We start from the raw sequence: 18,534 nt of genomic DNA on the forward strand, positions 1-18,534 counted from the left end.
TGGAGGACTGCCCCATGAATGGATCCACCACATTTGACTTGCCCATCGGCGGCATGACCTGCGCCAGCTGTGCCGGCCGCGTCGAACGCGCGCTGGGCAAGGTGCCGGGGGTGCAACGCGTGAGCGTCAACCTGGCCAACGAACGCGCCCATATCGAAGTGCTCGGCCCGATGGATGCCAGCGTGTTGATCGCCGCAGTCGACAAGGCCGGCTACACCGCCACCCTGCCACAAAGCGAAACCGCCACCGAAGCCGACCAGGCCGGGCGCCTGCGCCGCGAACGCTGGGCGCTGGTGGCGGGGATTGTGCTGGCGCTGCCCCTGGTGCTGCCGATGCTGGTAGAACCCTTCGGCCTGCACTGGATGCTCCCGGCCTGGATACAGTTCGCCCTGGCTACACCGGTGCAATTTATTCTAGGGGCGCGCTTTTACGTCGCCGCGTGGAAAGCCGTACGCGCCGGCGCCGGCAACATGGACCTGCTGGTGGCGATCGGCACCAGCGCCGGCTACGGCCTGAGTATCTATGAATGGCTCACCGCCGCCCCAGGCGTGACGCCGCACCTGTACTTCGAAGCCTCAGCGGTGGTCATCGCTCTGGTGTTGCTGGGCAAATACCTGGAAAGCCGCGCCAAGCGCCAGACCGCCAGCGCCATCCGCGCCCTTGAAGCCTTGCGTCCGGAACGGGCGATCCGCGTGCTGGATGGCCGCGAAGAAGACGTCGCGATCAATGCCTTGAAGCACGGTGACCTGGTGCTGGTCAAACCCGGCGAACGCTTCCCGGTAGACGGTGAGGTGGTGGGAGGCCAAAGCCATGCCGATGAAGCGCTGATCAGCGGCGAAAGCCTGCCCGTGCCGAAACAGCCCGGCGACCCGGTCACCGGTGGTGCCATCAACGGTGAAGGCCGTTTGCTGGTGCGCACCCTGGCCCTGGGCGCGGAGAGCGTGCTGGCGCGCATCATCCGCCTGGTCGAAGACGCCCAGGCCGCCAAGGCACCGATCCAGAAACTGGTGGATAAAGTCAGCCAGGTGTTCGTACCGGCCGTGTTGGTATTGGCACTGATCACCGTAGTGGGCTGGTGGTTGTATGGCGCATCGCTGGAAACCGCGATCATTAATGCGGTCGCCGTGCTGGTGATCGCCTGCCCTTGTGCCCTGGGCCTGGCCACGCCGACCGCGATCATGGCCGGCACCGGCGTCGCAGCACGCCACGGTATTCTGATCAAGGATGCCGAAGCCCTGGAACGCGCCCATGCCGTGAGCGCCGTGGTGTTCGACAAGACCGGCACCCTGACCTCCGGCGCACCGAAAATTGCGCACCTGGCGGCGGTAGACGGCGACGAAGCCCTCTTATTGCAACAGGCCGGCGCCTTGCAACGCGGCAGTGAACACCCGCTGGCCAAAGCCGTGCTGGATGCCTGCCAAGAGAAAGGTCTGGACGTGGCCGATGTGAGCGCCAGCCAATCCCTGACCGGACGCGGCATTGCCGGTACGCTGGACGGTCGCCCACTGGCGCTTGGCAATCGACGCCTGCTGGAGGAAACCGGTCTGGACGCAGGCGATTTGGCTCAGCGTGCCAAGGAATGGGAAGCCGAAGGCCGCACCTTGTCCTGGCTGATCGAGCAAGGTGCGCAACCGCGTGTGCTGGGCCTGTTTGCGTTTGGCGACACCCTCAAGCCCGGCGCACTTGAGGCGGTGCAACAACTCAAGGCGCAGCACATCAGCAGCCACCTGATTACCGGCGATAACCACGGCAGTGCACGGGTCGTTGCGCAGGCGTTGGGGATCGATGACGTGCACGCCGAAGTGCTGCCGGCTTACAAAGCTGCCGCCGTTGCCGAGCTGAAAAAAACCGGGGTGGTGGCCATGGTGGGCGACGGTATCAATGATGCCCCGGCGCTGGCCGCTGCCGATATCGGCATTGCCATGGGCGGCGGCACCGACGTGGCCATGCACGCCGCCGGTATCACCCTGATGCGCGGCGACCCGCGCCTGGTGCCGGCCGCGCTGGAGATCAGCCGCAAGACCTATGCAAAAATTCGACAGAATCTGTTCTGGGCCTTTGTGTATAACTTGATCGGCATTCCCCTGGCCGCCTTCGGCCTGCTCAACCCGGTACTGGCTGGGGCTGCCATGGCCTTGTCCAGCGTCAGCGTGGTGAGCAATGCACTGTTGTTGAAAACCTGGAAACCCAAGGACCTGGAGGATCAACGCCCATGAACATCGGCCAAGCCGCCCGCACCAGCGGGCTGAGTGCAAAGATGATTCGCTACTACGAATCCATCGGCCTGCTGAAAACGGCCCATCGCACCGATAGCGGCTACCGTGTGTATGGCCACGACGACCTGCACACCCTGACGTTTATCAAGCGCTCGCGGGACCTGGGGTTTTCATTGGAAGAGGTCGGCAAGCTGCTGACCTTGTGGGAAGACCGGCAGCGGGCCAGCGCCGACGTAAAAGCCCTGGCGCGCCAGCACATAGACGAGCTCAACCACAAGATTCGCGAGTTGGGGCAACTGCGCGACACCCTGCAGGACCTGATGGAGCACTGCCAGGGCGATCATCGGCCCGATTGCCCGATACTCAAGGAGTTGGCGGCGGGGAACTGCTGCGCCTGACCGGATAAACACAAAACCCAATGTGGGAGCTGGCTTGCCTGCGATAGCATCACCTCGGTGTCACTGATACACCAAGGGGTCTGCATCGCAGGCAAGCCAGCTCCCACATTGGAACGCGCCGTTTTGAGTTACTGCATCCAAGGCGGCGGCGGTGGCTCGTCCGGCACTTTGCTCGGTGGCGCATCGTCTGCCGCGCGAATCGCCTGGCGACGCTCTTCATCCAGCCGCGCCGCTTCGATTTCGCGGATCACACCGCCTACGTCCGCCAGCTCTTCCGGTTCGTCGAACTCACCGGTCAACACACTGGCCGGGTGCAAGGTGCCGGCTTCGTACAGCGCCCACATTTCCTTGGCGTACTTGGTCTTCTTCAGCTCCGGGGCAAAGCGTCCAAAGTAGGAAGCCATGTTGCCCACGTCCCGCTCCAGCATGTTGAAGGCGTGGTTGTTGCCCGCCGCATCCACTGCCTGGGGCAGGTCGATGATCACCGGGCCCGTCGGCGTAAGCAGTACGTTGAACTCGGAAAGGTCACCATGCACCAGGCCGGTGCACAACATCAGCACGATCTGCGAGATCAGAAAGGCGTGGTACTCGCGCGCCTGGTCCGGCTCCAGCACCACGTCATTCAGGCGCGGCGCTGCATCACCGTACTCGTCGGCCACTAGCTCCATCAACAGCACGCCCTCAAGGAAGTCGTACGGCTTGGGCACGCGAACGCCCGCACCGGCGAGGCGGAACAGCGCCGCCACTTCGGCGTTCTGCCAGGCATCTTCGGTTTCTTTCTTGCCGAACTTGGAGCCCTTGGCCATGGCCCGGGCCTGGCGGCTGTTACGGACCTTTCGGCCTTCCTGGTATTCGGCCGCCTGACGAAAACTTCGTTTGTTCGCCTCCTTGTAAACCTTCGCGCAACGCAATTCGTTGCCGCAGCGCACCACATAAACAGCTGCTTCTTTACCACTCATGAGTGGGCGCAGCACTTCGTCGACCAGACCGTCTTCGATCAGGGGTTCAATGCGTTTAGGAGTCTTCATCAGCTTTTATTGTGGGTCCTGTATTACCAAACACGCGTGTGGCACTCGTTATACGGCAATCAGCTCGCCGGTGGGAGAGGCTACCGACCTCTGACCCCTTCAGAATGCATGCAATGGGCCAATTTTTTTGGCAATCAGCGTTCGATAATCGCTGTCACCCCTTGGCCGCCAGCAGCACAGATCGAAATCAACCCCCGCCCTTTGCCCGCCGCATCCAGCAACTTGGCGAGGTTGGCAACGATGCGCCCGCCGGTAGCGGCAAATGGATGGCCTGCCGCCAAAGAACTGCCCTTGACGTTGAGCCGGCTGCGATCGATAGCCCCCAACGGAGCATCCAGGCCCAGGCGCGTCTTGCAGTAATCGGCGTCTTCCCACGCCTTGAGCGTGCACAACACCTGGGCAGCAAAGGCTTCGTGGATCTCGTAGTAATCAAAATCCTGCAAGGTCAGGCCATTGCGGGCCAGCAAGCGCGGCACCGCATACACCGGCGCCATCAACAGGCTCTCGGCACCGTTGACGAAATCCACCGCCGCCGCTTCGCCATCACGCAGGTACGCAAGGATCGGCAGCCCCCGCTCCTTGGCCCACGCTTCACTGCCCAGCAGCACCAGGGAGGCACCATCGGTCAGCGGCGTAGAGTTGCCGGCGGTCAGCGTGCCCTTTTCGCTACGCTCGAAGGCCGGCTTGAGGGCGGCGAGTTTTTCCAGGGTCAGGTCCGGGCGCAGGTTGTTGTCACGGGTGAGGCCGAGAAACGGCGTGAGCAAATCGTTGTGCCAGCCTTCGGCGTAAGACGCGGCCATCTTTTGATGACTCTCCAGCGCCAGCTGGTCTTGGTCGGCACGCGGGATCTGCCAGGTCTGGGCCATCAGTTCGCAGTGTTGGCCCATGGACAGCCCAGTGCGCGGTTCGCCATTGCGCGGCAGTTCCGGCTTGAGGTGCTGGGGACGAAGTTGTAACAGAATTTTTAATTTGTCTGCCATGGATTTGCTGCGGTTGGCTTTGAGTAGCAGCTTGCGTAGCCCTTCATTCACGCCAATCGGTGCATCGGACGTGGTGTCCACCCCGCCGGCAATGCCGCATTCGATCTGGCCCAGCGCGATTTTGTTAGCCACCAGCAACGCCGCTTCCAGACCGGTGCCACAGGCTTGCTGGATGTCGTACGCGGGGGTCTGCGGCGACAACCGCGAGCCGAGCACGCATTCGCGCGTCAGGTTGAAATCGCGGGAATGCTTGAGCACCGCGCCGGCGGCCACCTCGCCCATGCGCAGGCCATGCAGGTTGTAGCGCTCGATCAGGCCCTCCAGGGCGGCCGTGAGCATCGCCTGGTTACTCGCCGTGGCGTAAGGGCCATTGGAACGGGCGAAAGGAATGCGGTTACCGCCAATGATCGCCACTCGGCGCAATTGAGTCATGAAAAGCTCCCTCTGTCGGTTATGGGCTTGATCACTGAGCCTAGTCGAACGACTGCTACCCTGGGATGGTCAACCCTTTGAACCCCAGCCTTCGGAGAGCGTTCCATGTCTGACCGTTATATCGACTTCGCCAACTCAAGCCTCGGCCATCGCCTGGTCGCCGCCATTGGCCTGCCGTCACCGGTACGCCTGGAACGCTGGCAAGCCGGACGCCTGCGCCCGGTCGAAGGCGCACTGTTGCTGGGCGGCGGCGCATTGACGAGCAAGGTGCTGGCGTTTGCCAATCGGCTCACCGACGCCATCTACAGCTACGGCGCAGAAGCCTCGACGGCATCCGTGTGGATTCCCGGGCACGGCCCCAAGCTCAAGGCGGTGGTGTTCGACGCCAGTGACTTGAAGCACACCGACCAACTCAAGCAACTGCGTGAGTTCTTCCAGCCATTGCTGAAAAACCTAGACCATAGCGCGCACCTGGTGATCCTCGGCCGTGCGCCGGAAAGCCTCAGCGACCCGTTTGCCGCCAGCGCCCAGCGCGCCCTGGAAGGCTTCAGCCGCTCGCTGGCCAAGGAACTGCGCAGCGGTGGCGTGTTGCAATTGCTGTATGTGGGTGACGGGGCCGAGGATCAATTAGAGGGCGCGCTGCGGTTTTTCCTCTCGCCCAAAAGCGCTTACATTTCTGGCCAAGTCATTCGCCTGTCAGCCTGCGACACCCCGGTCGAAGACTGGACGCGCCCGCTGGCGGGGCGCAAGGCGCTGGTCACTGGCGCCGCCCGGGGCATCGGTGCGTCCATCGCCGAAACCCTGGCCCGCGACGGCGCCGAGGTGATTTTGCTCGATGTGCCCCAGGCCAAGGCCGACCTCGAAGCCCTGGCCGCACGCCTGAATGCGCGTACGGTGGTGCTGGATATCTGCGCCGAAGACGCCGCCAGCCAGTTGGTCGAACACTTGCCCGACGGGCTCGATATCCTGGTGCACAACGCCGGCATCACCCGTGACAAAACCCTGGCCAACATGACGCCCGAATACTGGGACGCAGTGCTGGCGGTGAATCTCAATGCTCCGCAAGTGCTGACCAAGGCCCTGCTCGACAGCGGCACTCTGCACGACAACGCACGGGTCCTGCTGCTGGCCTCCATCAGTGGCATCGCCGGCAATCGTGGGCAAACCAACTATGCCGCGAGCAAGGCCGGTTTGATCGGCCTGGCCCAGGCATGGGCGCCCCTTTTGAAGCAACGCGGGATCAGCATCAACGCCGTGGCGCCGGGCTTTATCGAAACCCAGATGACCGCACACATCCCGTTTGCCCTGCGTGAGGCCGGGCGACGCATGAGTTCGCTTGGCCAGGGTGGCATGCCACAGGACGTGGCCGAAGCCGTGGCCTGGCTCGGCCAGCCGGGCTCCGGTGCCGTCAGCGGCCAGGCGCTGCGTGTGTGTGGGCAAAGTCTTCTGGGAGCATAAGCATGCAATGGCAAACCTTGGACAGCACACCGTCGCTACTCCCGCTGTACTGGCGTGCGGCACTCAAGCGCAAGATCACCGGCAGCACGTTGCCCGAACGCGGCTGGCGCTGTCGGGTCAGCGTCGATCCCAAGGCCGTCGCGGCGTACCGCAAGGTCTGCGGGTTCACCGACAGCCCGATGCTGCCAGCGACTTACCCGCACATCCTGGCGTTCGGTCTGCAACTGCAACTGCTGACCGACAAGGCGTTTCCGTTTCCGCTGTTGGGGCTGGTCCACCTGAGCAATCGCATCCGCATTCACCGGCCTCTGGGCGGCGTGGGAGAGCTGAGCATCGGTGTGTACGCGCACAACCTACAGCCCCACGCCAAGGGCGCGACCTTTGACATTGCGACCGTGGTCGAAGATGCCCTTGGACTGCTATGGGAAGCCGAAAGCCAGATGCTCTGTCGTAGCGTAAAGCTTGAAGGCGAATCGCTGAATAACAGCGTGCACGTCCCAGGGTCGCTCAACGAACTGACCCGCTGGAAAGCGCCCACCGATATCGGTCGCCGCTATGCCCGCGTGTCCGGCGATTACAACCCCATCCATCTCAGTGCGCCGACGGCCAAGCTGTTCGGTTTTCCCCAAGCCATCGCCCATGGGCTGTGGAACAAGGCCCGCACGCTCGCGGCGCTGGGAGAACACCTGCCGGCCGCCAATATTGAAATCAATGTCGAGTTCAGGAAACCCGTGCGCCTGCCCGGTGAAGTGATATTGATGAGCAGCGCAGCCGGTTCCAGTGGCGAGTTGGAACTTAAAGGGCCGGGCGGCATTGAGCATATGTTCGGAAAGTGGCAGCCGATCGCCTGAAAAAACCGATTAATTGTATATATACACCCAAAGTTATAGCGGACCTTACGAGGTCCGCTTATTTATTCAACCTTTTGATTTACATCACCTAAATTTCAGTAAGCATCCTTGCCATACACCCTTTGTATTAGTCGCTAAGTTGACCGATGCCTAGGGTATATAAATTGTTAATACCAAGTTGAGCGTTGTGCGAAAGAGTGCCATGGCCTGAGATAGAACCACGGACAAATCTATTGCTGCCCCAAGAAGTAGCGAAGGTTTGAAACAACCCAGGTTGTACCAGGTGCAAGGAACTCAATCATGAAAACTCAAGTCGTGTTGTGGAAAGCAAGTACCGCGTTGGCCCTGATTCTGGCAATGAGCCTCGGCGGCTGCAGCAGTGGTGGCGGCGGGCATAAATCCAGCGTGGCGGCGTCATCGCCGGATGCTGGTGCAGGTGCGGGCACAGGTGACGGCGGCACGGGTGGCGGCACTGGCGGGACTGGTGGTGGCACTGGCGGCGGTACTGGCGGCACTGACGGTGGGACTGGCGGAACCGGCGGCGGAACCGGCGGCACTGACGGTGGCACTGGTGGAACCGGCGGCGGAACCGGCGGCACTGACGGTGGCACTGGTGGAACCGGCGGCGGCACGGGCGGCACTGACGGTGGCACTGGTGGCACGGGCGGCGGCACGGGCGGCACTGACGGTGGCACTGGTGGGACCGGCGGTGGCACTGGCGGCACAGGCGGCGGCACTGGTGGGACCGGCGGTGGCACTGGCGGCACAGGCGGCACTGGTGGGACCGGCGGTGGTACTGGCGGCACAGGTGGCGGCACCGGCGGGACGGGTGGTGGCACTGGCGGCGGAACAGGTTCGACAACCACCCCACTGATCACTGGCCAGATCGCCGGCACCCTCGGCACCACCGTAGGCAATGTAGGCACAGCGGTGGGTGATCTCGGCGGCACCCTGACCGCGGTTCCGATCGTAGGCACAACAGCAGGCGGGCTGGTCACCTCGGTCGGCACGGCTGTCAACACCATCGGCACCGGAGTCACAACAGGCTTGGGTTCCCTGGGGACCAGCAGCAACTCGCTGGGCATTACGGTCGCAGGTGTCGGCGGCGGCGTTGCTGACTTGGGCAGCGGCCTTTCGACCACCGGCCAATCACTGTCGACCACCCTCGGCGGTGTACCCGTCGTCGGCGGCCTGACAGGTGGCGTAGGCACTGCAGTCGGCGGCGTAGTGGATAAAGTCGGCACTACGGTAACCATGCTCGGCGATACCCTCAGTACCGCCAGCACCACCGGCCCATTGGGCTCGTTGACCAACACCCTCGGCGGCAAAGTAGTGGTGCCTGTGGTATCGCTGGTGGAAAACACCACCGGCAACCTCGGTACGGCAACCGGCCTGGGCACTCCAGTCAATGGCCTGCTGGATAAAGTCGGCTCGACGGTCACCAGCCTGGGGACTCAAGTCGCCAGTACTGGCGGTACCGGCAACCCTGTCACTACCGTGGTCGGCAGCGTGCTGACTGGCGTTGGCGGCACGCTCGACAAGTCTGGCGGCTATGTCGCCCCAACCGGTGGCACCGCAGCTCCCGGCATTCCAGAACTGGTCGGCGGCCTGGTCAGCAACGTCGGTACCGGCCTGAATGTCGGCAACACCAACGGCACGGTCAGTGCAGCGGGTGTAACCGGTGGCGCGCTGGGCAACACCATCGCTTCGGTAGGGACTGTGCTGGGTGGTACAGGTGTCGCCAACACAGGCGCCACGGCACCGGTCGCCGCCGTGGCAACCAATGTCGGCGCCGCGCTTAACCCGGTCACATCCGGCGTCACCGCGCTGACGCAAAACATTGGTACTACCACTGGCGTTGGCGCTCCGGTCAACGGGCTGGTGACGCAAGTGGGAGGGGCAGTCAGCAGCGTAGGCACCAACCTGACTGCCGCCAATGCAAACCCGATCACCAACGCAGTGGGCACCACCGTAACGGCTGTCGGCAACACTGTAGGTTCGGTGGGTGGCTTGGTCACCGGCGGCACTACCGGCACCAGCGGTGGCCTGCTCGGTGGCTTGAACATCGGCGCCACCACCACGACCACAGGCACTGCCACAACCACCGGCGGCACTACAGCCACTGGCGGTCTGGGCGGTTTGTTGAACGGCCTGACCGGCAAATAGAAATGCACCTGGCCGATTAGACGGCCTCCCCTACAGCGCCTACGCTTGGTTGAGACGAGAGACCCTAAATAAGTCTCTCGTCTTTTTTATGGGCGACGCCTTGTGTGATGAGCCGCCACCCTCCCGAACCGAGTCCCAGAACCCGGCGGGCCCGAAGCGCTGCTGCAGTTGACCATGGAGTGTCCTATGCGCGTATTAACGCCGTTGTTAATGCTAACCCTCAGCGCTTACGCCCAGGCCGAGCCCCTTCCCAGCTTTTTGAACAGCAATGACACTGTGCGCACCTTGCCGGTACCCAACCTGCCCGCCGATGCCTATCGACCGGCCACGCCACAAACCCAAGTGCCTGAAGCACCGCCGACTGCCGGCCAGCCCCTGTTGATGGACACCAAGGTCACCATTCGCAAGCTGCAGATCGAAGGCGGCACCATTTACCCGCTGACCGAGACGGCCCAAGTCTACGCACCGCTGATTGGCCGTGAGACCAACCTCGCGCAATTGATCGAAGCAACCCGTGGCATCACCCGCCGCTACCAGGAGGACGGCTACCTGCTGTCCTACGCGTTCCTGCCACAGCAGAATTTCGAAAACGGCCTGGTCCGCGTTGTTTTGGTGGAGGGTTACATCAAGGACTACCAGCAAACCGGCGACATCGGCTCGGTGTCGGCCTACGTCGACAAACTGGCGAAAAAACTGTTGGCCGAACGCCCGCTGACGCGCAAGACCTTCGAGCGCTACACCACGCTGATGAGCCGCATTCCCGGCCTGACCGTACAAGCCCAGGTGCCACCGCCCGGCACCACCGATGGCGCCACACACATGCAGATCCAGGCCAGCCGCAAACCTTTCACCACCAGCATGAGCCTGGTGCAGAAAAGCCGTGGCGGTACGCAAGCCTTGCTCAGCGCCACCAGCAATTCGCAAACGTTCATGGGCGAACAACTGACCGTCAGCGGCCTGTTCCCGCCCGGCGAGGACAAAGAGCATTACTACCGTGTGGACTACAACCAGTTCATCAATGCCGAGGGCACCCAACTGGCACTCGCTGCCGAACGTTACCGCGCCGACCCCAACAGCAGCGTGCAACTGGACGGCGGCTTCGAGCTCAAGCCGCACCAGTCGATCGATCGCTACTCCATCGGCCTGAGCCACCCGTTTATCGCCTCTCCCACCGAGTCATTGAGCCTGGGCACACGCCTGTACGTGGTGGACCAGACCACCCGTTACAAGCTGGTGGGCTACCCGCTGAGTTTCGACATCGAATCCAACCTGCGCGCCCTCGCCTTCGAGGGTGATTGGCGCAAGGCCGACGCACGCCGGTTACGCATCATCAGCGGCGGCCTGTACCAAGGCATCGACGGTTTGGGCGCCAAGGCGCGCAGTGACCTGGACGTGGCAAAACCCGACCTCGATTTCTTCCGCCTGCGCCTCTCCGGCGTGCAAAGCGACAAGTTCTTCGACAACTGGCAAGGCGTGCTCTCAGGTGCGTTGTACTGGAGCAACAACACGCTGCCTGACAGCGAACGTGCCACCTTCGGCGGGCAAAATTTCGGGCGTGGCTATCCTGATGATCAAGGCTCGGGCGACAAGGGCTGGGGGGTGGCGTACGAGGTCAACTACAGCTTCAACCGTGCTGGCGACTGGGTGAAGGTTTTGCAACCCTACGTGGTGCTCGACCGCGCCAAGACCTGGTTCAACGACCTGCCGGTCAAGGCCAGCGACATGTCTTCGGCGGCAGTGGGGTTACGCTTTGGCGATAACAAGTACTACAACATCGCCCTGGAGGCGGCCAAGCCGATGTCGGATATCGCCCTGGACAGTTTTAACCGCAGGCCACGGTATACGCTGAGTTTCAGTTATCAGCTTTGAGGAGCTTGATGCCTTGATCATTTGTTGGATCAGACTCGGTGAACATGTGGGAGGGGCGGTGCGACGATTCGACTTGCTCCCGATGGCGGCCTCAGGGCCGACCAGGATGTTGGATTAGACCGAGTACATATCCGTTATTTAGGTAACGGCCACTATTGGTTCCGCTTTTACAGCGGGTCACTTTTGGAAAAGAGCCCCAAAAGTAACCAAAAGGGCTCTTGCCCCACCACTCGGCACCTCGCTTAGGCTCGGTGTGCCCGTAATCCGCCATGGATTTGGGGGGCCGCCGCCACGCGCCATCCATGGCGCGGGGCGGCTAAACCGGCATCCCTGCCGGTTTACCCCCCAAATCCCTGTCGAATTCCGGCCAGCGTGGTTTAACGGGGCGCCTCAGATCAAAAGCAGATCAAGAGCGGCTCGCTTCGCATCGTAGTTACCGTAGGGGGCTGCGAACTGAATTTGTGTAGATACCCATGCCACGATGAGGGAGTGTCAGCAGATGCATTTTTGCCTGACCCACCGCTATCGGGGGCAAGTCGAATCGTCGCACCGCCCCTCCCACATTTTGACCGAGGTGTATTAGTTCAATACCTGTCAGTTGTCAGGCAGCACTCGCATTTGATCCATCGATCAATGAGGCTTCGAGGGGGGAAACAAGTTATCCAGCGTATCAATCAACCGCACCAGATAGATCGGCTTGCGAAATAGATCCAGCACCTGCAAGCGCAGCATATCGCTGACATCATCCATCTCGGCATGACCGGACATCACGATCACAGGCAAATGCGAGCGAGAGGTATGTTCGCGCAGGCGCTTGATCAAGGAGATACCACTTTCCTCGGGCATACGCAGGTCGGTGATAACCAGGGCGATATCGGGATTAAGTGTCAGTTCTTGCAGGGCAAAAGTAACGGACGTGGCGGTAAAGCAGACGAATCCCTCGTTTTCGAGGGATTCGGCCAACTCGATCAGCGCATCCTCCTCGTCGTCCACCAATAGGATTTTTTGGCGGGATGACGAGGGGTTGCTCATGGGCAGTACCTGATAAAAAGAATCACCGGAACGAAAACGTACAGCAGTTACGGTTAAGGCGCAGCTGGCAGCGCATCAGACACTTGCTTAAAGATGCCTTTTATCTTATCGCCAAGCCCAGTACCAATGCCGACGATAACCAACGCCACTATCGCCACAATAATCACATATTCAATAGCCGACGCCCCCTCTCTGCGACGCAGAAATAACTGGGCATGAATGTACAACTTCAAGAACAGGTCAAGGATCATAGGAAGATCTCCTTCATGCGCCACAAAGCGCCGTTACAGCTGGCCCGCAAAATGATTGCCGTGTGCCACTAGAGCATTGTCAAGAAATTTAACACTCACAACTGTAAGAACGCATTAATCACAAAGTATTAGTCGCCGCAAACACGCCGCACATCCTGCATTTACAGGACCACCCTTGAACCTCAGATAATTTTTTCGTTCGGTAATGGCATTTTGTCCTAGCTGAGCTACCTTCAAATAGCCAAATCGTTAGTTGTTCATCACAGCCAAGTTGCGAATTTAACTCGTTTGAAGTAACGGGAAAAAAGCCGTGCAACAGGATAGGGAGAGCCGTCATGAACAGTCGCATCAGCATGGTCCTGGCTGGCTTGCTGCTTGTTGGGGCTTTGATTGCTGGGTATTGGGGCCTGGTGCTTAGCCGTTCTCCAGTGCCAGTGGCGGCCCCATCACCAGAACCTGTCATTTCCGTTGAAAAAACCGTCGCCGTCGTCGAGGACCAAACCCGCCAGCCGGTGGTGGTGCTGGTACACGCGGTGCCGCCTTTCGTCGCTCTCACTGCCGCCGATGTGGCGGTGGAAAAACTGCGCACCGTCCCGGCCGGGAGCCTCACTAGCCTCGACCAGGCCATCGGCCGCGCGCCTTTGCGTGCCCTGGGTGCCGGCACCTGGCTGAACGAAGAAAGCTTCACCGCCGGCGGCCCCCTGGCCCGCATGATCCGGGCGAATGAACGTGCCCTGGCCGTGGCTGTCGATGAAGTCATCGGGGCCGGTGGCCAGTTGAGCCCCGGCGATTACGTCGATGTGTTGCTGTTCCTGCGCCAGGACAATGCCAATGCCGAGCAGTCGGCACAGGTGGTTATTCCGGCGATTCGCTTGCTCAGCGTCGGCGATCAACTGGGCCTGGCCAACGACGGCCAACCCGCAGTGCCGCCACCGGCCACCGCCGAAGAACGCGCCCAGGCGGCCCAACGCCGTACCGCCGCGCGCAGCGTCGTGCTGGCAGTGCCAGAACCGCTGCTGAGCCGGCTGATGCTCGCCTCCCAGGCCGGCACGTTGCGCCTGGCCGTGCGCAGTGCCGATGAGCAACTGCTCAGCCGCTATTGGGCTGGCGAAAGCGATACCCCGGACAAAGTGCAAAGCGCCAACCGCGACCTCTACCAATTCACCCAATTGGCCCTCAGCGGACCGCCGAAGAAAATCGCCCCCACGGTTGCCGACACCGGCCAGCGTCGCGGCGTCGAAGTGATTCGCGGCGCAGCGTCAGCACCCCAAACCCCCTGATTGAACAAGGATGCCTTGAATGAGCCAACGCTACGCTCAATTGGCCTTGGCCTTGATGCTGCCGTGCTTGCCCGTGGGCGTGGCGATGGCAGCACCGGGTAACTGCAACACCCTGGGCCAACTGCCCGCTGTGGTCGAGGTGGGCGAAGGTTTGCAAACCGAACTGCACTCGCCGGTGGCGATCACGCGCCTGGCCATTGGCGACCCGAAAATCGCCGACGTGCGGGTCAATGGCGACCGCAATTTCCTGCTGACCGGCGTCGGCACCGGCGCCACCAGCCTGATGGTGTGGACGAGCTGCTCGACCGGCCCGCGCCAGAGCATGGTGTTCGTCAAGGGCAAGGCCACTTCGGCGCTGACCAGCCAATCGCTGTCGCCCTCCGAAGACCCGACACTGCCCAGCCAAGTGCAGACCGACATCCGCTTCGTCGAAGTCAGCCGTACCAAGCTCAAGGAAGCCAGCACCAAGATCCTCGGCATGGGCAAGAACTTCTTCCTCGGCAGCCCCGACCTGCTGTCTCCAGCCGAGAGCGTGTTCAAATTGCCGGTGAGTGCTGACAGCTTCAACATCGGTTTCGGTGGTGGGCGGGTCAAGGCATTGATCAACGCGCTGGAGAGCAGCGGCTTTGCCTACACCCTGGCGCGCCCGAGCCTGGTGGCCATGAGCGGCCAGAGCGCGACCTTCCTGGCCGGTGGTGAAGTGCCGATCCCGGTGCCCAGTGCCGGCAGCGATACCATCACCATCGAATACAAGGAGTTCGGCATTCGCCTGACCCTCACGCCCACGGTTATCGACCACAACCGCATCGCCCTGAAAGTCGCCCCGGAAGTCAGCGAACTGGATTACAACAATGCGATCCGCATCGAGGGCATTCAGGTGCCGGCCCTGACCGTGCGACGTACCGACACCAGCGTGTCGTTGGCCGACGGCGAAAGCTTCGTGATCAGCGGCCTGATCAGCAGCACCAACCGCTCCACCATCGCCAAGCTTCCGGGCCTGGGCGATATCCCGATCCTTGGCGCGTTTTTCCGTGACTCCAATATCCAGAGCGAAGAGAAAGAGCTGCTGATGATTGTCACCCCGCACCTGGTTCGACCCTTGGCGGCCAATGCGCAATTGCCGTCCTTGCCCGGCGAAAAACTGCGCAACTATGACCCGAACTGGTTCCGCCTGTTCTTCCTGGAAAACGGCAACTTCGACCGTCGCAGTGGACTTTCCCAATGAGCGATAGCCTGAGCCAGACCTTCCTGGCAATCACCCGCAACAGCACCGACCTGGAATGGCTCCAGGGTGCGCTGGCACCGCTGGGTCAAGTGATCAGCGTGGGCGGCGGCAGCCTCGACGAACTGCTGGCGCTGGTGGACGTGACCTTCGCCAACCTGGTGTTCGTGGGCCTGGACCGCGAGCACCTGGTGGCCCAAAGCGCCTTGATCGAAGGCGCACTGGAAGCCAAACCGATGCTGGCGGTGGTCGCGCTCGGCGATGGCATGGATAACCAATTGGTACTCAACGCCATGCGCGCCGGCGCCAGAGACTTTGTCGCCTATGGCTCGCGCTCCAGTGAAGTCGCCGGGCTGGTGCGGCGCCTGAGCAAACGCCTGCCGCCCACCGCGCCCAATGCCCACCTTGGCGGCCTGACCGTGCTCTACGGCGCCCAGGGCAATACCGATGGCGCCCTGCTCGCCAGCCACCTGGCGATGGTGGTGCAAAAGAGCGGCCAACAAACCCTGCTGCTCGACCTCGGCCTGCCCAAGGGCGACAGCCTCGCGCTGCTGGGCCTGGAGAGCACCTTCAATTTCGGCGACGCCTTGCGCCACCTGCGCCGCCTCGACACCACACTGATCAACAGCGCGTTCACCAGCACCGACACGGGCTTGCGCATCCTCGCCTACGCCGGCAACGAAGAGCCCCTGGAAGTGACCAGCGCCGCCGAGCTGTACATGCTGCTCAGCGCCCTGCGCCAGCACTTCCAGCACATCGTGGTGAACCTCACCGGCCAGGCTGACAGCGAAGCGTTGCGCACCTTTGTCAGCCACTGCGACAAGCTGCTGTGGTGCACCGACCAGGGCGTACTGGACTGTCGCCGCAACCTCGCGGTGCTGAACCTGTGGCGCGAAAAAGGCATGAAACTCGACCATGCCAAGCTGCTTGTCGACCGCTATATCAAAGGCTGCGCGCCCGACACCGAAGCCCTGGAAAAAAGCTTCGGCCTTGAGTGCATCGCCGTATTGCCGCTGAGCCCCGAAGTGCGCCTGAACGCCAAGAACCAGGGGCAAAGCCTGTTCACTTTGGCGCCACGCGAAGCCTTGACCCAAGCCCTGCGTCAGCTGGGTGAGCGCCTGGCGAAACGCTCCGAGGGCATTGCAAAACCCTCGACGCGCTGGTTCGAGCGCCTGTTGGGGCCAGGTCGATGAACGGCGAAAAACTCTTCGGCGCCCCAACTCGCGGCGCCGCCGCGCACAACGATCACGACGGCCTGAAACTGGTGCTGCATCGCTACATCATCGACGCCATCGAGGAGTCCGGACAGAATTTGCTGGAAGGCTCGCGCCAATCCCTGGCGCAATTTGTCATCGACAAAGTCGCCGAATACATCACGCGCATGCACCTGGCGATCTCGCGCTATGAGATGGAGCGCCTGGCCGAAGAAATCGTCGATGAGCTGACCGGCTTCGGCCCACTGGAAGTGCTGCTGCGCGATGTGTCGGTGACCGAGATCCTGGTCAACGGCCCGCACCGGGTGTTTATCGAGCGCGACGGTGTGCTGTACCAGAGCGACCTGCGCTTTATCGATGCGCACCATGTGGAGCGCGTCATGCAGCGCATCCTTGCGCCACTGGGGCGGCGCCTGGATGAATCCTCGCCAATGGTCGATGCGCGCCTGCCTGACGGTAGCCGGGTCAACGCGATCATCCCGCCGATTGCCCTGGATGGGCCCTGCCTGTCGATCCGAAAGTTTCGCAAGGACATGCTCAAGAGCAGCGACCTGGTGGCGATGCAAACCATAGACCACAGCATCTTCGAGTTCTTCCAGGAGGCGGTGGGCAAGCGCTGCAATATCCTTATCAGTGGCGGCACCGGTACCGGCAAGACCACGCTGCTCAATATCCTCAGCCAATTGATCAACCCCCATGAGCGCCTGGTCACCATTGAAGATGTGGCCGAACTGCAACTGGGCCACCCCCATGTGGTGCGCCTGGAAACCCGCCCGCCCAATGCCGAAGGGCATGGCGAGGTCAAAGCCAGCGACCTGATCCGCAACGCCCTGCGGATGCGACCCGACCGCATCATTCTTGGCGAAATTCGCGGCGTAGAAGTACTCGACGTGATGACCGCCATGAACACCGGCCACGATGGTTCCATGAGCACCGTGCACGCCAACAATGCCCAGGACGCGCTGCTGCGCCTGGAAACCCTGGTGGGTCTGACCGGGCGCGTGGTGGCGGAAAAAACCCTGCGGCAAATGATCTGTGCGGCACTCGATGTGGTGATCCAGCTGACACGCCTGCCCGATGGGCGCCGGTGCGTCAGCGAGGTGGTGGAAGTGGTGGGCGTGCGCGATGACGTGTATGTCACCAATACCCTGTTTCGCCTGGACCGCCGTACCGGTTTTGGCTTCCTGCGCGAGGCGCTCAACCCGGCCGGCGACAAGCTGCGGCGTGAATCGGCATTGCCGTTGTAGAGGGCACCATGACCGGACTTATCTTGCTGCTCATCTGCATCCTGCTGATCAGCCTGTCGGTGTGGCTGTTCCAGCGCGGGCTGCGCCAGGCGGGCACCGACCGCGTGCTGGAGCGTCTCGCCGACGGCCAGCCGTTGCCCCAGGAACCGAACGGCAGCTGGATTGCGCTGGAGCGCATGTTCCAGCGTGCCGGCCTGGGCAAACCCACCGATCGCCTGGGGCTGTGGCTGAGCGGCTGGGCGGTAGCCATGTTGTTGGGCTACCTGCTGGCCGACGGGCTGGGCCTGCTTGCCATGCTGATAATGCCGCCGCTGCTGCTGCGTGCGTATATCGCTTGGCGCTACCAAAGACGCGTGCAGCGCATGATCGAACAATTGCCGCAACTGCTGGACCACAGCGTGCGCAGCCTCAAGTCGGGCCGTACCCTCGCCGATGCCGTACTGGGTGCTATCGACAGCACCGAGGCGCCACTCAAGCAGGCCATGAGCCGCATCCAGCGCAACGTGCAGATGGGCGTAAGCCTGCCGGAATCTGTCAGCGACTTTGCCGAGTTCTATGAACGCGATGAGTTTCGCCTGTTTGCCCTGGGCTTGAAGGTCAACCACCGCTACGGCGGCAACGCCAGTGAATTGCTGGAGAACCTGATCAAGATGATTCGCGAGCGTGAGCAGGGCGCACGCCAACTCAAGGCCATGACCGGTGAAACACGCATGACCGCTTATGTGTTGGCGGGCTTGCCCATCGTCATGGTGGGCTACTTCCTGATGGTCAACCCGGGTTATCTGATGAGCATGTGGAATGACGGTACCGGGCGCTATTTGTTGCTGGCCGCGGTGGCGCTCGACATCACGGGCACCTTCGTCATGTGGCGCATGTTGCGGAGTATTTGA

Annotated in this window: 15 protein-coding genes; 11 read left to right on the forward strand and 4 right to left on the reverse strand. The window is 62.0% G+C overall.

Annotated features, from left to right (window positions below; translation table 11 throughout):
• Positions 1-14: 14 nt before the first annotated feature.
• On the forward strand, positions 15-2,216 hold the full coding sequence (locus J1G33_RS21405) for a heavy metal translocating P-type ATPase (RefSeq protein ID WP_223018700.1): 2,202 nt from the start codon (positions 15-17) through the stop codon (positions 2,214-2,216).
• On the forward strand, positions 2,213-2,614 hold the full coding sequence (gene cueR / locus J1G33_RS21410; RefSeq protein WP_003188242.1) for a Cu(I)-responsive transcriptional regulator: 402 nt from the start codon (positions 2,213-2,215) through the stop codon (positions 2,612-2,614). The genes J1G33_RS21405 and cueR overlap by 4 nt, the downstream gene beginning before the upstream one ends.
• A gap of 128 nt (positions 2,615-2,742) precedes the next feature.
• Here the strand turns inward: cueR and J1G33_RS21415 are convergent, their stop codons facing one another.
• Together J1G33_RS21415 and J1G33_RS21420 are read right to left on the reverse strand one after the other, a co-directional pair.
• Positions 2,743-3,642 carry a PA4780 family RIO1-like protein kinase gene (locus tag J1G33_RS21415; protein ID WP_005784460.1) on the reverse strand — a complete coding sequence of 300 codons (900 nt, stop codon included), beginning with the start codon at positions 3,640-3,642 and terminating at the stop codon, positions 2,743-2,745.
• A gap of 134 nt (positions 3,643-3,776) precedes the next feature.
• Complete coding sequence (locus tag J1G33_RS21420; protein ID WP_223018701.1) at positions 3,777-5,054, reverse strand: acetyl-CoA C-acetyltransferase; 1,278 nt, start codon at positions 5,052-5,054, stop codon at positions 3,777-3,779.
• A gap of 105 nt (positions 5,055-5,159) precedes the next feature.
• On the opposite strand from J1G33_RS21420, the gene J1G33_RS21425 reads away from it, so the two are divergent.
• The 4 genes from J1G33_RS21425 to J1G33_RS21440 all read left to right on the forward strand — a co-directional run bounded on the left by J1G33_RS21425 (position 5,160) and on the right by J1G33_RS21440 (position 11,398).
• On the forward strand, positions 5,160-6,512 hold the full coding sequence (locus tag J1G33_RS21425; RefSeq protein WP_223018702.1) for a 3-oxoacyl-ACP reductase: 1,353 nt from the start codon (positions 5,160-5,162) through the stop codon (positions 6,510-6,512).
• Between the two features lie 2 nt (positions 6,513-6,514).
• Positions 6,515-7,363: a MaoC/PaaZ C-terminal domain-containing protein gene (locus J1G33_RS21430; protein WP_223018703.1), complete on the forward strand. Its 849-nt coding sequence runs from the start codon at positions 6,515-6,517 to the stop codon at positions 7,361-7,363.
• 300 nt (positions 7,364-7,663) lie between these two features.
• Entirely contained in the window at positions 7,664-9,529 is a 1,866-nt protein-coding gene (locus tag J1G33_RS21435) for a collagen-like triple helix repeat-containing protein (protein ID WP_223018704.1), read from the forward strand.
• A 186-nt stretch (positions 9,530-9,715) separates the two neighbouring features.
• The gene (locus J1G33_RS21440) at positions 9,716-11,398 is read left to right on the forward strand and encodes a POTRA domain-containing protein (protein ID WP_223018705.1); all 1,683 of its coding nucleotides are present in this window, start codon (positions 9,716-9,718) and stop codon (positions 11,396-11,398) included.
• A 630-nt stretch (positions 11,399-12,028) separates the two neighbouring features.
• On the opposite strand, the gene J1G33_RS21445 is transcribed toward J1G33_RS21440, so the two are convergent.
• A complete protein-coding gene (locus J1G33_RS21445; protein ID WP_032878083.1) occupies positions 12,029-12,430 on the reverse strand; it encodes a response regulator in 402 nt (133 codons plus the stop codon).
• A gap of 53 nt (positions 12,431-12,483) precedes the next feature.
• Positions 12,484-12,681 (reverse strand): Flp family type IVb pilin, encoded by a 198-nt coding sequence (locus tag J1G33_RS21450; RefSeq protein ID WP_032878084.1) that lies wholly within the window; start codon positions 12,679-12,681, stop codon positions 12,484-12,486.
• A gap of 335 nt (positions 12,682-13,016) precedes the next feature.
• On the opposite strand from J1G33_RS21450, the gene cpaB reads away from it, so the two are divergent.
• The 5 genes from cpaB to J1G33_RS21475 are packed head-to-tail and all read left to right on the forward strand — an operon-like array spanning position 13,017 to position 18,534.
• On the forward strand, positions 13,017-13,961 hold the full coding sequence (cpaB, locus tag J1G33_RS21455) for a Flp pilus assembly protein CpaB (protein ID WP_032878085.1): 945 nt from the start codon (positions 13,017-13,019) through the stop codon (positions 13,959-13,961).
• 19 nt (positions 13,962-13,980) lie between these two features.
• Entirely contained in the window at positions 13,981-15,186 is a 1,206-nt protein-coding gene (locus tag J1G33_RS21460; protein WP_032878086.1) for a type II and III secretion system protein family protein, read from the forward strand.
• Positions 15,183-16,376, forward strand: a complete 1,194-nt coding sequence (locus J1G33_RS21465; RefSeq protein WP_032878087.1) for a pilus assembly protein — start codon at positions 15,183-15,185, stop codon at positions 16,374-16,376. The genes J1G33_RS21460 and J1G33_RS21465 overlap by 4 nt, the downstream gene beginning before the upstream one ends.
• Positions 16,373-17,644 (forward strand): CpaF family protein, encoded by a 1,272-nt coding sequence (locus J1G33_RS21470; protein ID WP_032878088.1) that lies wholly within the window; start codon positions 16,373-16,375, stop codon positions 17,642-17,644. Before J1G33_RS21465 ends, J1G33_RS21470 begins: the two co-directional genes overlap by 4 nt.
• 8 nt (positions 17,645-17,652) lie before the next feature.
• Positions 17,653-18,534 carry a type II secretion system F family protein gene (locus J1G33_RS21475; RefSeq protein WP_122732321.1) on the forward strand — a complete coding sequence of 294 codons (882 nt, stop codon included), beginning with the start codon at positions 17,653-17,655 and terminating at the stop codon, positions 18,532-18,534.

The sequence above is a fragment of the Pseudomonas sp. P867 genome (genome assembly GCF_019891455.1).
GTDB classification, from domain to species: domain Bacteria; phylum Pseudomonadota; class Gammaproteobacteria; order Pseudomonadales; family Pseudomonadaceae; genus Aquipseudomonas; species Aquipseudomonas synxantha_A.

Coding starts and splice junctions, on each gene's coding strand:
- J1G33_RS21420 (WP_223018701.1), bottom strand. CDS start 5,054: ATGACTCAATTGCGCCGAGTGGCGATCATTGGCGGTAACCGCATTCCT.
- J1G33_RS21440 (WP_223018705.1), top strand. CDS start 9,716: ATGCGCGTATTAACGCCGTTGTTAATGCTAACCCTCAGCGCTTACGCC.
- J1G33_RS21415 (WP_005784460.1), bottom strand. CDS start 3,642: ATGAAGACTCCTAAACGCATTGAACCCCTGATCGAAGACGGTCTGGTC.
- J1G33_RS21460 (WP_032878086.1), top strand. CDS start 13,981: ATGAGCCAACGCTACGCTCAATTGGCCTTGGCCTTGATGCTGCCGTGC.
- cueR (WP_003188242.1), top strand. CDS start 2,213: ATGAACATCGGCCAAGCCGCCCGCACCAGCGGGCTGAGTGCAAAGATG.
- J1G33_RS21445 (WP_032878083.1), bottom strand. CDS start 12,430: ATGAGCAACCCCTCGTCATCCCGCCAAAAAATCCTATTGGTGGACGAC.
- J1G33_RS21465 (WP_032878087.1), top strand. CDS start 15,183: ATGAGCGATAGCCTGAGCCAGACCTTCCTGGCAATCACCCGCAACAGC.
- J1G33_RS21425 (WP_223018702.1), top strand. CDS start 5,160: ATGTCTGACCGTTATATCGACTTCGCCAACTCAAGCCTCGGCCATCGC.
- J1G33_RS21450 (WP_032878084.1), bottom strand. CDS start 12,681: ATGATCCTTGACCTGTTCTTGAAGTTGTACATTCATGCCCAGTTATTT.
- J1G33_RS21430 (WP_223018703.1), top strand. CDS start 6,515: ATGCAATGGCAAACCTTGGACAGCACACCGTCGCTACTCCCGCTGTAC.
- J1G33_RS21435 (WP_223018704.1), top strand. CDS start 7,664: ATGAAAACTCAAGTCGTGTTGTGGAAAGCAAGTACCGCGTTGGCCCTG.
- cpaB (WP_032878085.1), top strand. CDS start 13,017: ATGAACAGTCGCATCAGCATGGTCCTGGCTGGCTTGCTGCTTGTTGGG.
- J1G33_RS21475 (WP_122732321.1), top strand. CDS start 17,653: ATGACCGGACTTATCTTGCTGCTCATCTGCATCCTGCTGATCAGCCTG.
- J1G33_RS21405 (WP_223018700.1), top strand. CDS start 15: ATGAATGGATCCACCACATTTGACTTGCCCATCGGCGGCATGACCTGC.
- J1G33_RS21470 (WP_032878088.1), top strand. CDS start 16,373: ATGAACGGCGAAAAACTCTTCGGCGCCCCAACTCGCGGCGCCGCCGCG.